The 13,480-nt window shown below is 63.8% G+C and carries 10 protein-coding genes and 1 tRNA gene; 6 read left to right on the top strand and 5 right to left on the bottom strand.

All coding sequences use genetic code 11. The features are described from left to right. Positions 1 to 234: 234 nt before the first annotated feature. The gene (locus tag MPN20_RS01670; protein ID WP_242778663.1) at positions 235 to 1,323 is read left to right on the top strand and encodes a GNAT family N-acetyltransferase; all 1,089 of its coding nucleotides are present in this window, start codon (positions 235 to 237) and stop codon (positions 1,321 to 1,323) included. A gap of 13 nt (positions 1,324 to 1,336) precedes the next feature. On the opposite strand, the gene MPN20_RS01665 is transcribed toward MPN20_RS01670, so the two are convergent. After that, positions 1,337 to 1,843 (bottom strand): GNAT family N-acetyltransferase, encoded by a 507-nt coding sequence (locus tag MPN20_RS01665; protein WP_242778661.1) that lies wholly within the window; start codon positions 1,841 to 1,843, stop codon positions 1,337 to 1,339. Between the two features lie 82 nt (positions 1,844 to 1,925). Beyond that, on the bottom strand, positions 1,926 to 2,681 hold the full coding sequence (locus tag MPN20_RS01660; RefSeq protein WP_242778659.1) for a lipoate--protein ligase family protein: 756 nt from the start codon (positions 2,679 to 2,681) through the stop codon (positions 1,926 to 1,928). 93 nt (positions 2,682 to 2,774) lie between these two features. On the opposite strand from MPN20_RS01660, the gene tmk reads away from it, so the two are divergent. Next, the gene (gene tmk, locus MPN20_RS01655; protein WP_242778680.1) at positions 2,775 to 5,531 is read left to right on the top strand and encodes a dTMP kinase; all 2,757 of its coding nucleotides are present in this window, start codon (positions 2,775 to 2,777) and stop codon (positions 5,529 to 5,531) included. Next, entirely contained in the window at positions 5,532 to 6,689 is a 1,158-nt protein-coding gene (locus tag MPN20_RS01650) for a DNA polymerase III subunit delta' (RefSeq protein WP_242778656.1), read from the top strand. Positions 6,690 to 6,742: 53 nt separating this feature from the next. On the opposite strand, the gene MPN20_RS01645 is transcribed toward MPN20_RS01650, so the two are convergent. Both MPN20_RS01645 and MPN20_RS01640 read right to left on the bottom strand, forming a co-directional pair. After that, on the bottom strand, positions 6,743 to 7,834 hold the full coding sequence (locus MPN20_RS01645; protein WP_242778653.1) for a M20/M25/M40 family metallo-hydrolase: 1,092 nt from the start codon (positions 7,832 to 7,834) through the stop codon (positions 6,743 to 6,745). 112 nt (positions 7,835 to 7,946) lie between these two features. Further along, positions 7,947 to 8,837 (bottom strand): GNAT family N-acetyltransferase, encoded by an 891-nt coding sequence (locus MPN20_RS01640; protein WP_242778650.1) that lies wholly within the window; start codon positions 8,835 to 8,837, stop codon positions 7,947 to 7,949. A 126-nt stretch (positions 8,838 to 8,963) separates the two neighbouring features. Between MPN20_RS01640 and MPN20_RS01635 the strand changes: the two genes are divergently transcribed. Further along, positions 8,964 to 9,036 (top strand) — tRNA-Thr (locus tag MPN20_RS01635). A gap of 219 nt (positions 9,037 to 9,255) precedes the next feature. On the opposite strand, the gene MPN20_RS01630 is transcribed toward MPN20_RS01635, so the two are convergent. Then, positions 9,256 to 9,675 (bottom strand): hypothetical protein, encoded by a 420-nt coding sequence (locus MPN20_RS01630; protein ID WP_242778647.1) that lies wholly within the window; start codon positions 9,673 to 9,675, stop codon positions 9,256 to 9,258. Between the two features lie 332 nt (positions 9,676 to 10,007). On the opposite strand from MPN20_RS01630, the gene MPN20_RS01625 reads away from it, so the two are divergent. Continuing rightward, positions 10,008 to 11,216 (top strand): acetyl-CoA C-acetyltransferase, encoded by a 1,209-nt coding sequence (locus tag MPN20_RS01625; protein WP_242778644.1) that lies wholly within the window; start codon positions 10,008 to 10,010, stop codon positions 11,214 to 11,216. Between the two features lies 1 nt (position 11,217). Further along, entirely contained in the window at positions 11,218 to 13,383 is a 2,166-nt protein-coding gene (locus tag MPN20_RS01620; protein ID WP_242778639.1) for a 3-hydroxyacyl-CoA dehydrogenase NAD-binding domain-containing protein, read from the top strand. The last annotated feature ends 97 nt before the right edge of the window (positions 13,384 to 13,480 follow it).

The following is a 13,480-nucleotide window of genomic DNA, read 5'->3' as shown; positions in this document are numbered from 1 at the left end:
TTTCCCATTCGGGATCAGCCCAAAATGACCACCTAAGCCGCGTTCGACTGGGTTGCAGGCGTTCCAACGGCCGATCCCGACCCGGCGCGCGGGTCCCAGCCGATAGACGTTAGACGTCCGACGGTCGACCTTAGACGTCAGACCCAGACCGCAGTCGTCCGACCACAGACGTCAGACCCAGACCTTAGACATCAGACCGCAACCGTCAGATCGCAGACAATGGAGTCCGAACTCATGGCAGTTACCCCGTCGATCAGGATCCACCTCAACGACCCGGCCGACGACGATGCGTTCCGTGCGTGGCATGAGGTGTTCGCTGCAGCGAGTTCCCACGATCGCGGTCCGGATGCTCCGGTGTGGACCGAAGTCGAGTTGGGCGCACAGCTGCGCGCCCAGCGCAGCTCGTCGACGACTGAGCTCTACCTTGTTCACAGCCCGATAGAGGAACACAGCGGGGCGTCCACCCCGGCGATCGGTGCGATGTCGCTGGCGTTTCCGCTCAGCGACAACCGCCACCGGGTCGACCTCGGACTCTATGTCGAACCCGGATCCCGGCGCCGAGGTATCGGTTCCGCAATGCTCGAATTCGTTCGTTCCCGAACACGGGAGTGGGGACGACGGGTGATCGCCTCAGAGGTCTGCCGCCCCTACGGCGGTGGCGGGACAGGCATGGGAGCTGCGAAAATTGCAGATGCTGAGGCTTCGGTGCCAGGCATCGCGTTCGCTGAACACCACGGGTTCGCCATCGCCATCGGAGACCTGCGCAGCGAGTGTCCTCTGCCGTTGGATTCCGAGCTCATTCGCGCGATCGCCGATGAGGCACGACCCTCCCACGAAGAGTTCGAGCTGCATTCCTGGACCGGAGATGTGCCGGAGGAGTTCGTCGACCGGTGGGCTCTCATGGAGGGCCTCCTCGAGACCGAAGCACCGACTGGTGAGCGGGAGATCGAGCCTGAGGCCACCTCGGCCGCTGATATCCGCGAACAGGAGGCCATCTTCGTCGAGCAGGGCAGGACCAGCTTCGCAGCGATCGCACTCGCCCCGTCAGGCGACATCGCGGCCTACACTCAACTGATCCACTCGTCGGTCGAATCCATGGTCTATCAGTGGGGCACCCTCGTCCGAGGCGAGCATCGGGGCCATCGGCTCGGGGCGGCGATGAAAGCCGCCGCCGCGATAGAGTTCGCCCAGTCGGGGTTGGAGGCGCGAGCGATCGTCACCTATAACGCCGAGGAGAACGAGCACATGCTCGCAATCAATCGGCGTTTGGGGTTCCGCCCGGTCGAACGGCTCGAAGAGGTCGAACTCAACCTCGACGCGTGAGGCCCGGAAACAGTCAGCCGCGCGACGCGTTCGCAGCCGACTCGGCGGCGAACGACTGCAGAGCCTGACCATCCAGGCGGTAGGTCTCCCAATCGTCCTGTGCTGCGGCGCCCAGCGAGCGGTAGAACCCGATCGAAGGTTCGTTCCACTTGAGGACGCACCATTCGAGTCGAGTCAGTCCCCGTTCCTGGCAAAGCTGAGCCAGACGGCCGAGGAGCGCCTTGCCGGCGCCGCCGCCTCGGTGATCGGGGTGGACGAAGAGGTCTTCGAGCCAGATTCCGTTCTTACCGGTCCATGTCGAGAATGAGTGGAACCAGATGGCGATTCCGATGATCTCACCATCCGCCTCGGCGACGTGCCCGTACGTGTTCGCATGACCGTCGTCGGGGAACATCACCGCGGCAAAATCATCCTCGGTCGCCTCGACTGCGTCGGGTTCGCGCTCGTACTCGGCCAGGCCGCGCACCAGCCGCAGAATGTCGGGCAGGTCTGCTTTCGTCGCTTCACGTACTTTCGTCACGTCATCGACTCCATTTCTCGTCATTGAGCTTCAGCGTCGGGACTTTCGCCGTCAGAAACCTGGGGAGGAACCTGGAGACGTCTCACAGGACGTGCTTGGCGATCTGCTCGGGAAGGGCCTCGAGCTCCTCGGGGGTGGGTGAATCGGGCGTGAGCGGATGGGAACGTTCGTAATAGGCGGCGAACGCCTCGGCGACGGTGTCAGTGGTCATCTCGGGATGAACTTCACTGATCGAACCGCCGGTGGCCGGGTCCCATTCGACGCCCAGGGCCGCTTCGACGTCGGTGAGAACGGAGCGGATGGGGTCGGGATCCTCGACGATGACCGACGACGAGAACAGCCAGGCTCCGGACACGACGCGCTGCGCGGTGCCGATCGCCTTGATCCTGCCCGCCACGTTCACGCTGTGCTCGCCCGGGCAGTACTCACCGGGGATCTCGCCGAGGCGGGCGTCGATTCCGATGCCCCTGAGCACCTCGACATAGTCCTGGCCGAAACCGGTGAACCGGGCCGTCGTATCTTTGATGAATGCGTCGCTGGGCTCGATGTGATCGATGACAAGTGACCCAGGGTGGTAAGCGGCAGCACGACCGCCGAGGCTGCGCAGAGCCGGCGTGAAGCCGTGCTCCCGTGCGGCCTCGATCGCGGCAGGGAAACCGGGCAGGAACCGGTCCCTGGCCCCGAACGCGACTGTTGGAGCGGGACGGTAGATCCGCAGTGTCGCACCGCGTCTGCCGTGTTTGACGGACTCGAGCAGAACCCGGGCGAAGGCGAGTTCTCCGATCGGACTCAGCCCTATGGTCTCGACCGATGTCATCGCCGAAGTCGTTGTGTGCACGGAATCAAGAGTAGAGGATCTCAGACGGTTCCAAGAGAAGTGGTCTGTTCCAAGAGATATGTCAGTCGCGACCGATATTGTGGTCCTGTGAGTATGTTGACGACTACAGGACATCGACTTCCCGGAGCCCCTGGCCGGTTGGTCACCGAAACGGCAGCCTGGGGCGCTCTGATCGTTCTGGCTGCGATCAGCTACGTCATCGCGGGCACCAGTGGATTCTTCGCCACGGTAGGCGGACGAGCCTTCGTGGCGACCGCTGATTCCCTGGCCGCAGGAGGCTTAGACAATCAGCAGGGGAGTCTCTCCCTCCTCATCGTCTTCGTCCTGGCCGGTGCCGGGCTGTTCATCCCCAGCCGCGTCTTCGCGACCAAGGGGCCGGCGGTTCGCAAGACCGCTCTGAGCATCGCTGCCGTCGCCGAGGCGGCACTGCTCATCGTCCTCAGCCTCGCGCCGAGCGCATGGCTGACCTGGGTCACCGCTCTGTTCCTCGGTGCGGTCGTGGGCCTGCTCATGAGCATCAACCCCTTCACGAACGAGAAGCCGTGGCGGCGCGTCGGCATCCCCGCGGCCGTCCTCGTCTTCATCTCCTGCGCCTTCCAGATCGTCGGCGGTGCCGCCGCCGGAACTCGGGCACTGGGCTGGATGAGCCTTCTGGTCGGGATCGGCATGGCCGTCGGCGCCGTCATCATCTTCCTCACCCCCGAACGTGCACTGCACGCTGAGTCAGCGACGACCGGGGCGTTTCCCTCCATCAAGGCTCGGGTGGCCAGGCCGCCGGCGAATATCCCCAACCCGTGGGTATGCATCGCCCTGTTCGCGGTGCTGGGTGCGACCTTCATCCTGGCCCAGCCGACAGCCGTCGAGCACAGCTTCGGCCAGGCAGGGTACTCACTCTTCATCGCGTGTGTGCTGGTCGGATGGGCCATCGGCTTCGAGATGGGGCCAACCTTCGCCCCCGGAATGTCGCGGCCTCGTGTCTCCGCCTTCGCTCTGCTCGTCTCCGGTGTTCTGCTGGTGGCCACGGGCGCCATCAACGAACTCTCGGGCAAGGTCGTGCTGTCTGCCGCCATCGCCTTCCTCGTCGGAATCGGCGTTCGGTCGCAGCCCTATGACTTCTCCCGTCGCATCGGCGCCGTCGGCGGTGCCGTTGTGGCTCTGGTCATCAACGCCATCGACTTCGGTGTGGCCGTCCCGCTCGGCACAGCCGCCGAATGGCTGCTCACGCCGAGCGACCTGGCATTCGTCATCGTGGGTCTGGCCGCCCTCGCCGGTGGAATCGTTGGACTCTTCATCTTCGATCCGCACGGGATGCAGGGGCTCTCTGTTGACATCGTGCACGGATTCCGGCCGCCCAGCACCACGGAAAGCGGCGGCATCGGTGTATCGGCCGAGCGCCTCGGCGCCGGTTTCTTCATCGCCATCGAAGGCGGAGACGGTTCGGGCAAGAGCACGCAGATCAAGCGGATCTCCCGGGCCCTGGCCGACGACGGTTACAACGTCGAGGCCACGCGGGAACCGGGCGGCACAGAGCTTGGTCGCCAGATCCGGTCGGTGCTCTTCGACTCCGAACCGCCGAGCCCGCGCACGGAAGCGCTGCTCTTCGCCGCCGACCGCGCCCACCACGTCGCGTCACTCGTCGATCCGAGCCTTGAGGCCGGCAACATCGTCATCACCGACAGGTACATCGACTCGACGATCGCTTACCAGGCCGCGGGCCGCAGCTTCGACCCGACGACCATCCTGGCGCTGAGCAAGTGGGCGACTCAGGGACTTGTTCCCCACCTGACGATCGTGCTCGACATCGACCCCGAGACCGCCGCGACGCGGATGGGCGAACGGGGAGAGAACAACTACCTCGACGAGGAGAGCCAACAGTTCCACCAGCGCGTGCGCCAAACCTACCTGTCCCGTGCGCACAAGGAACCTGATCGTTACGTCGTTCTTGATGCCGCAGTCTCGGCTGACGAGCTGACCGCAGAGATCCTCACGGCCATCCGTCACCGCCTGCCGCGAAATCTGGGCAGCACGGCTCTGCCCGCCTCGGCTTCTGCCGGGTCTGTCGAGGAAGCTGGATCTGCTGAGTCTGTCGAGGAAGCCGGGTCTGCCGGGTCTGTCGAGGAAGGTGGGCCTGCTGAGAAGAATCGACCCACCATCGCCGAGGCGGGGGAGAGCCCCTCGTCAGACGTGGACCGATCAAGCGGACGAGATTCACACCCGGACGCGTCGGACTCAGCGCGAGACTCAGCCCCGGTGTCTGTCTCCGAAGCAGCCGATGATGCCACACCCGAGCCGGGAGTCCGGTTCATTCCTGTGGGAGACGAGCGTGTCCGGCCGACGTCCGGACACGGAAGCGACGTCGATGACGACGCGATCGAGACCGACCGCATCGACCTTGGAGCGGATCTGCACCGTGATGAGGACGCGGACGATGCCGGCTACCCGGATCGGGCTGACGAGGCAGAGACGACCGTGCTGCCAGCCCAAAGATTCACACCCAGCGCCCCGCTGCGTGATGAAGGTGACGACGAGGACGAGGATAGCGTGCCTACGAACGTCATCGAGACGCAGGCCGCAGAGGAAGCAGAAACCCGCGTCGTGCGACCGGCCGATTCCCGGAATGCGGGCGCGGCTTCTGAGACGGGTTCGGCCCCACCGGGTCCGGTGCCAGCTGGAGACGACAACTCCAACGACGATGACGCAGCCACGACCGTTCTGCCTGTGCGCAGTCCGCGTCAGATGAGTCGTGAGCGGCTCCAGGCTCAGGCCGAGATCGAACGTCAGGCCCGGGAGCGACTGCGCAGGCAGCGGGAACGCAACCAACAGCGCTTCAACAATCCGGAGGGATCCTGAGTGAGCGTCTTCGATGAGCTCGTCGGTCAAGATGATGTCGTCACCCAGTTGGAGTACGCGCTGCGTTCTCCAGGAGCGATGACACATGCGTGGATGTTCACGGGCCCTCCCGGCTCAGGCCGATCGAATGCGGCGCGTGCCTTTGCCGCGGCCCTGATCTCTGGTGGGGAGGACGAGAACGATGTGACCGCGCGGGTCCTCAAGGGCCACCACGAGTCGCTGACGATCATGTCGACGCAGAAGTCGGTCATCGCCATCGATGAGGTGCGTGAGCTGGTGACGAGGGCCCAGTCGGCGCCGGTCAACTCGGCGTGGCGAGTCGTCATCATCGAGGATGCGGACCGCATGACCGAACGCACGGCCAACGTTCTGCTCAAGGCCATTGAGGAGCCGCCTCCGGCAACGGTATGGCTGCTCTGCGCTCCGAGCCCCATCGATGTTCTCACCACAATCCGGTCCCGGTGCCGTCCCGTCCGTCTGCGCATCCCCTCGCGTGACGCTGTGGCGAAGCTGCTCATCGAACGCGACCACGTGGACGAGGATCGGGCACATTGGGCGGCAGCGGTGGCACAGAACCACATCGGTCGGGCCAAATACATGGCTCTGAACAAATCCGCTGGCGAAGAACGCAAACAGATTCTCGCGATCCCCGGCAAACTGACCTCGGTCGGGGCGACGATCCGCCTCGCCGGACGCATCGTCGATGAAGCTGCCGAGACTGCGAAATCGCGTGTCGAAGAGCGCAATGCGGCCGAGCGCACTGAGTTGATGACAACTCTGGGCCTCGAGGGGGAGAAGACGATTCCACCCTCGGCACGGTCACAGATCAGAAAGCTCGAAGAGGAACAGAAGCGACGATCGGTACGTGCCCGCAACGACGAACTCGACAGGATCTTCCTCGAGCTCATGAGCCTCTACCGTGACATCCTCATGTATCAGCTGGGGATCCGCGACGGATGGATCAATGCCGGCGAGGTCGATCTCATCTCGGAACAGGCGAACCGGGATGGTCCGGATACGACTCTCCTGCGCATCGATGCGATCACCGAGGCGAGGCGACGGCTGCAGACGAACATGTCGCCTGTACTCATCGTCGAATCGGCCTTCGTGTTGCTGTCGAACCCGTGGCTGCTCGACGACAGGTCCGGAGCGCTCTGAGCTTCAGCGGTCTGTCGGCAGCGGCCCAGCGCTGATCGGGAGTGGTCCGAGTCTTAGTCCTCGGCGAGGAGCTCGCCGACCAACGCTGTGGTCAATTCCACTCGCCGGGGAATCCACAGCTGCAGGGCATGCTCGGTGCGGGCATGTGAGCCGCCGCCCACAGTGCCGAGTCCGTCGAGGGTCGGGGTTCCGACACCGGCGGTGAAGTTGCCGTCCGAGCCGCCGCCGACGGCTACGGACCGCAGCGGAGGGTGGCCGAGGTTTGCGCTCAGGCGCTGCGCGCGGGCATAGAGGCCCATCGCCATCTTCTCTTCCAGCGGGGCCCTGTTGATCGCCCCTTTGAGTTCGATCTTCGCGCCGGGCAGGATGGGCGTGAGTGACTTCAGGGCCGTGTCGATGCGCTCCTGCTCCTCCGCCGAGGCGGCCCGGGAGTCGATCCCGACGACGGCCTTGGCCGGCACAGTGTTCGTCGTCGAACCGCTGTGCATGACGGTCGGCACGACCGAGGTTCCCACGGACGGGTCATGCAATGCGGCGATCTTCACGACCTGGCTGGCCACTTCGATTGTGGCGTTGATGCCCTTTTCAGGTTCGACTCCGGCATGGGCGGCAAGGCCTGTGACCTCAAGGGAGTAGATCGCGACACCCTTGCGGGCGATCTTCACTGAACCGTCTGACGCTCCGCTTTCGAACACAAGGGCGGCCTTGGCGCCACGGGCTTCGTCTTCGATGATCTGTCGTGAGCCGGGGGAGCCCAGTTCCTCGTCTCCGGTGATGAGGATGCTGACGCCGTCGAGATCGCCACGTTCAGCGCGCAGGCGGGCCATCGCATAGAGGGCGATGAGCAGTCCGCCTTTCATGTCATCGGCACCGGGACCCCGAACGACTCCGCCCGCTTCGGTGAACGGGAAGTCGGCGAGTGTACCTGTCGGCCAGACGGTGTCGTGATGGCCGATGAGCACGACTTTGCGGGGGCCGGAGCCGAATCGCCACAAAACATGCGGGTGGGAGTCTGTCTCGATGATGTGGGGTGCCGCACCCAGCAGTCCCGTCCCGATACGGGAGACGAGTTGGGCGCTGCGGGCCAATGACTCGGGGTCCTGGGAGAACGACTCACATTCGATGAGCGTCTGGAAATCACTCATGAAGTCCTTTGAGTCGAACTCGACCACGTGTGTCACCCTTTTCTCTTGTGGAATGTCTGTCTCCACCAGGTTAACTGGTGAGCTGCCGCAGAGTCGTGAGGGCGGCGAGGCTTCAACTGTCTCGGCGAAGATCCCTCACCTGAGTGCGGGGAGCGTAGCCAGCAGACGAATACGCGGCGACCGCGCCTTTGTTCGAACTCTCCGCGCAAACTGATGCTAACGACGACCCCAGCTGCTGCAGGCTTCTTGCCGCGGCGATCGCCATGGCCTTTCCATAGCCATGACCTTGGTGGTCTCGGTGAACGGCCAGCGGCTCGATCAGCCCAGGACGGTTCGGACCTGCGGACCACACTGTCGTCACGGCGACGGGCACGCCGGTGCTGTCATACCCCAGCAGGGACTGTGCTCGAGAGGAGAAGGGGCCAGACATCATCTCGTTCCACCGACTGACGAATCGTTGCCTGTCGTCAGCGGTGTAGGGCACCCCGCGAAACGCCGACCAGTGAATGGCCGTCCAGGTCTCAGCAGCGTCCGGCTCGGCAGCCTCCACCCGAATGCCGGGTTCCTCTACGGGCAGACTCAGGTCACGTTTGAGTGGGGTCCACGGCTCGTCTGCGCTCCATCCCCGCGCTTTCAGCCGATCGCAGAGGCGAGTTGCTCCCCGAGCTTCGACGATTGCCGGCCCCGTCCCGAAGACGAGGCCGTTCGATGAGTCGATGTCGGACTCGATCTGTTGCGACAGAGAATCGTCGTGGCTGAAGTCCGGGTCGACGGACAGCCGCAGAAGGTCTTCACCGTCAAGCAGCCCGATTGCTCGGATAGTGTCTCCGCAGCGCCAGATCCGCAGGGCCTGCGCCGTTGCTTCTGCACCTTTAAGCGAATACCAGCCCAGATCTCCAGTGTGGAGGTGGAGAGGGCCGGCATCGGACTGCCAACGATCAAGCACGGCGCCGATAGCGGGAAGTTCCGCGACTCGCGGGGCAGTCAGCGCCGAGGTGCTCATGTGTCTCCTGGGGTGCTGTGGGAATGCATGGAGGCATCCAGCATATGTGAGCTGCGTAACGGACTCAGGTTTCGGCTGGACTGCTTTTGACCAGGACTCCTGGTTTTGGCTAGAGTTAGCTCGGTTGCCGCCTTAGCTCAGTCGGTAGAGCGATTCACTCGTAATGAATAGGTCGCGAGTTCGATTCTCGCAGGCGGCTCGGCAACAGGCTCTCTGCTCATCAGGAATGGTGAGCAGAGAGCCTTTCTGTTGTCTGCAGGGCTTGTGGTTCGTCGCAGCGTTCCGGTCGTGGGGCGCGCCGTGCGCCCGTGGTGGTCTCGCTGAAACCGCAACAGGCCGGATGCTTCAGCATCCGGCCTGTTGTCGTATTGGAAACGCTCGAATCTCAAGCGCCTATTCAGTCAGCGCTTCAGGGTTGTCACTTCTTCTTCGGCTTGAACGATGTCGAGCACTTCCAGGTCGTCTTGCCCTTCTTGGCCACCACGGTCACCTTGACCGTCTTGCCCGGTGTTGCGCCGGAGATGTAGTACCACACGTTCGCTGCACCCTTCTTCGAGGCAGTCGCCTTGTGCGTGGTTTTCGTCGTCTTGTAATGGGCTGTCGTCGTGATTTTGGCCTTCGCCCCGACCTTCGAGACGTTGACCCAGGTGTTCGAGTACTGACGGGGCTTCGAGTTCGACATCTTCACCGCGCACTTCTTCGTGGCGGCTTCGGCCGGCGGAGCGTCGAGGACGATGGGTCCGGCAAGCAGACCGGCAGCCAAGGTCATCGCGAGGAACTTCGAACCCATGCGAGTGCGAATAGCTGAACCCATGCGGGCAGGGGCAGTCGAGGACATGTTTCTCCAAAGGGGTGAGAGTGAATCTGTGACGGTTAGGTGATCTGATTTTAATCACGGCCGTTGTGAATAGACTAATGCGCGAAAACGGCGAGTGCGGAGAGCTTCGTCACATTCCGGAGAGGACGCTCTCCGTGTCGACGCGACTGGCCGCTCACTGGGGCCCTCGCTCGGTTTCCGTGTGTTGACCATCACAGGAATCTGGTATTCAATGGATCGTGTGAACGTTACTGAACGATCGATCAGCAACGGCGGATCCCATCATCTATGTCAGGGGCGAGCGAGATCATGACCATGATGCTCGACCGCTCTCCTAGGACTGTGAGGAACACATGAGCGAAGCGTATATCTACGACGCAGTGCGCACACCACGCGGTAAGAACCGCGGCGGTGCACTCCACAGCGTCAAACCCGTCGATCTCGTCACCGGGCTCATTGACGCCCTGCGAGAGCGCAACCCCGAACTCGACGACAAGGCGATCGACGACCTCGTCCTCGGCGTCGTCTCACCCGTGGGTGAACAGGGCGGCGACATCGCCCGGACCGCGGCGCTGGTGGCCGGTCTCGACGAATCCGTTCCCGGTGTGCAGGTCAACCGCTTCTGCGCCTCAGGCCTCGAAGCGGTCAACATTGCAGCGCAGAAGGTCGCCAGCGGATTCGAGAACCTCGTCGTCGCCGGCGGCGTCGAATCGATGTCGCGCATCCCGCTCGGCTCCGACGGCGGTGCCCAGGCACAGGACCCGACGACGAACTACGACACCTACTTCGCCCCACAGGGCATCGGTGCCGACCTCATCGCCACGACGCAGGGATTCTCCCGCGAAGATGTCGATGCCTATGCCGCCGAATCCCAGAAGCGTGCGGACAACGCCTGGAAGAACGGCTACTTCTCGAACTCGATCGTCCCGGTCAAGGACATCAACGGCGTCACGCTCCTCGACCACGACGAGCACATGCGCCCGGGCTCAACCGTCGAATCGCTGTCGAAGCTGCCCCCGGCCTTCACGAAGCTTGCCGCGCAGACCGGCTTCGATGAAGTCGCGCTGCAGAAATACCACTGGGTCGAGGAGATCGACCACGTCCACACCGCCGCGAACTCCTCGGGAATCGTCGACGGCGCCGGACTCGTCATCATCGGCGACGCCGAGGTGGGGCAGACGATGGGCATGAAGCCCCGCGCCCGCATCATCTCCACCGCCGTCACCGGTTCCGAACCGACGATCATGCTCACCGGTCCGACCCCGGCAACCCAGAAAGCCCTCGACAAGGCCGGCCTGACCGTCGACGACATCGACCTGTTCGAGCTCAACGAAGCCTTCGCAGCGGTCGTCCTCAGGTGGATGAAGGACCTCGACATCCCGCATGAGAAGGTCAACGTCAACGGCGGCGCGATCGCCATGGGCCACCCGCTGGGGGCCACCGGCGCCATGATCCTCGGCACCGTCCTGGACGAACTCGAGCGCCGCGACCTCAAGCGTGGCCTCATCACCCTGTGCATCGGTTCGGGCATGGGCATTGCGACGATCATCGAAAGGGTCTGACATGACGAACACGCAGTACACCCGCACCACCGACGCGGACGGAATCGTCACCGTCGTTCTCGACGACCCGAACGCCAAAGTCAACACGATGAACGACTTCTTCAAAGAGGCATTCGAGGAAACAGTCGACTGGCTCGAAGCCAACGTCGACGACATCGCCGGCGTCGTCATCACCTCGGCGAAGAAGACCTTCTTCGCCGGCGGAGACCTCAACAAGCTGCGCGCAGCCGACCCGGCCAACGCCGAGGCCGAAGTCGCCCAGACCAACCACATAAAGTCGCTGATGCGCCGGCTGGAGACCCTGGGCAAGCCAGTCGTTGCGGCCATCAACGGAGCGGCACTCGGCGGAGGTCTTGAAGTCGCCCTCGCCACCCATCACCGCATCGCCGCCGAGGATGTCTCGAGCCTGCGGGTCGGATTCCCCGAAGTCTCTCTGGGCCTCCTTCCCGGTGGCGGCGGAGTCGCCCGCGCCGTGCGCATGCTCGGCCTCCAGGATGCTCTCCAGAAGGCGATTCTTCCGTCGACGAAGTTCAAGGCAGCAGACGCCAAGGAGCTCGGTCTCGTCGATGAACTCGCACCCGTGGCTGACCTCGAGGCCCGTGCGAAGGCCTGGATCAAGGACAACCCCGATGCCGTCCAGCCTTGGGACGTCAAAGGCTTCAAGATCCCCGGCGGAGCTCCCACCTCCCCGAAGATCGGAGCCATGCTCCCTGCGCTGCCCGCGCTTCTGCGTCGGCAGACCAAGGGCGCACCGATGCCGGCGCCACGTGCCGCGATGGCTGCCGCCGTCGAAGGCGCCTACGTCGACATCGACACGGCAACCGCAGTCGAGACTCGCTACTTCGTCAACCTCACCCACACCCCGGTGGCGAAGAACATGATCAAGGCGTTCTTCTTCGACCTCGGCCACATCAACTCCGGCGGTTCGCGCCCCGATGGCTTCGAACCGCGTCAGGTGAAGAAGCTCGGTGTCCTCGGCGCCGGAATGATGGGCGCTGCCATCGCCTATACCGCTGCCAAGTCCGGCATCGAGGTCGTCCTCAAGGACGTCAAGCTCGAGGCTGCTGAAAAGGGCAAGGCGTATGCGGCCAAGCGCGAGGAGTCGGCCCTGGCGAAGGGGAAGACAACCGCAGAGAAGAGCAAAGCCGTCCTCGATCGGATTACGCCGAGTGCGTCGGCCGATGACTTTGCCGGAGTCGACTTCGTCATCGAAGCGGTCTTCGAATCGGTGCCCCTCAAGCAGCAGGTGTTCCAGGAGATCCAGGACGTCGTCGCCCCCGACGCGGTGCTCGGATCGAACACTTCGACCCTGCCGATCACGGATCTGGCCACCGGCGTCAAGCGCGATTCCGACTTCATCGGAGTCCACTTCTTCTCGCCCGCTGACAAGATGCCCCTGGTCGAGATCATCCGCGGTGAGAACACCTCGGATGAGACCCTGGCGCGCACCTTCGACCTCGTGCAGCAGATCAAGAAGACCCCGATCGTCGTCACCGACTCCCGTGGGTTCTTCACATCCCGTGTGATCGGAACATTCATCGCCGAGGCGGTCGCCGCCGTCGGTGAAGGCGTTGAGCCGGCATCGGTGGAGCAGGCCGCACTGCAGGCCGGTTACCCGACCGGCGCACTGCAGCTGCTCGACGAACTGACTCTGACGCTGTCGCAGAAGATCCGCTCCGAATCGAGGGCCGCAACCGAAGCCGAAGGCGGAACCTGGGTCAGCCATCCGTCCGATGCGGTATTCGACTGGATGGTCGAGGAAGCAGGTCGCACAGGACGTAAGGACGGCGCTGGTTTCTACGAGTACGACGAGAACGGCAAGCGCGGCAAACTGTGGCCGGGCCTGCGCGAGAAGTTCAACTCCGGTTCAGCGACTCCACCCTTCTCCGACCTGCAGGAACGGATGCTCTTCGCCGAGGCGATCGAAACGATCAAATGCCTCGACGAGGGAGTGCTCACCTCGGTGCCGGATGCGAATATCGGTTCGATCTTCGGAATCGGATTCCCCGCGTGGACCGGCGGTGTGCTCCAGTACGTCAATCAGTACGAGGGCGGCCTGGGCGGTTTCGCCGAGCGCGCGAAGGAACTCGCAGCCACCTACGGTGACCGGTTCACTCCGCCGGCTTCGCTCGTCGAACGGGCGCAGACGAACAACACGTACGAGTAGGCAGCACCTCTGAATGCCATTCGTCTGCAGCTTCTGAGGAACTGCAGACGGTGACCATTGCGGGCCGGGTCGGATCATACCGACCCGGCCCGAGTGC

It is taken from the genome of Brevibacterium sp. ZH18 (assembly GCF_022748595.1).
In the GTDB taxonomy this organism is placed as follows: Bacteria; Actinomycetota; Actinomycetes; order Actinomycetales; family Brevibacteriaceae; genus Brevibacterium.
Note: the sequence above shows the minus strand (reverse complement) of the source record. Positions and strands in the feature narration are given on the sequence as shown.

Excerpts from the sequence above, each read along its gene's own strand:
- MPN20_RS01625 (WP_242778644.1), top strand. The coding sequence starts at position 10,008 with ATGAGCGAAGCGTATATCTACGACGCAGTGCGCACACCACGCGGTAAG.
- MPN20_RS01630 (WP_242778647.1), bottom strand. The coding sequence starts at position 9,675 with ATGTCCTCGACTGCCCCTGCCCGCATGGGTTCAGCTATTCGCACTCGC.
- MPN20_RS01670 (WP_242778663.1), top strand. The coding sequence starts at position 235 with ATGGCAGTTACCCCGTCGATCAGGATCCACCTCAACGACCCGGCCGAC.
- tmk (WP_242778680.1), top strand. The coding sequence starts at position 2,775 with ATGTTGACGACTACAGGACATCGACTTCCCGGAGCCCCTGGCCGGTTG.
- MPN20_RS01620 (WP_242778639.1), top strand. The coding sequence starts at position 11,218 with ATGACGAACACGCAGTACACCCGCACCACCGACGCGGACGGAATCGTC.
- MPN20_RS01640 (WP_242778650.1), bottom strand. The coding sequence starts at position 8,837 with ATGAGCACCTCGGCGCTGACTGCCCCGCGAGTCGCGGAACTTCCCGCT.
- MPN20_RS01645 (WP_242778653.1), bottom strand. The coding sequence starts at position 7,834 with ATGAGTGATTTCCAGACGCTCATCGAATGTGAGTCGTTCTCCCAGGAC.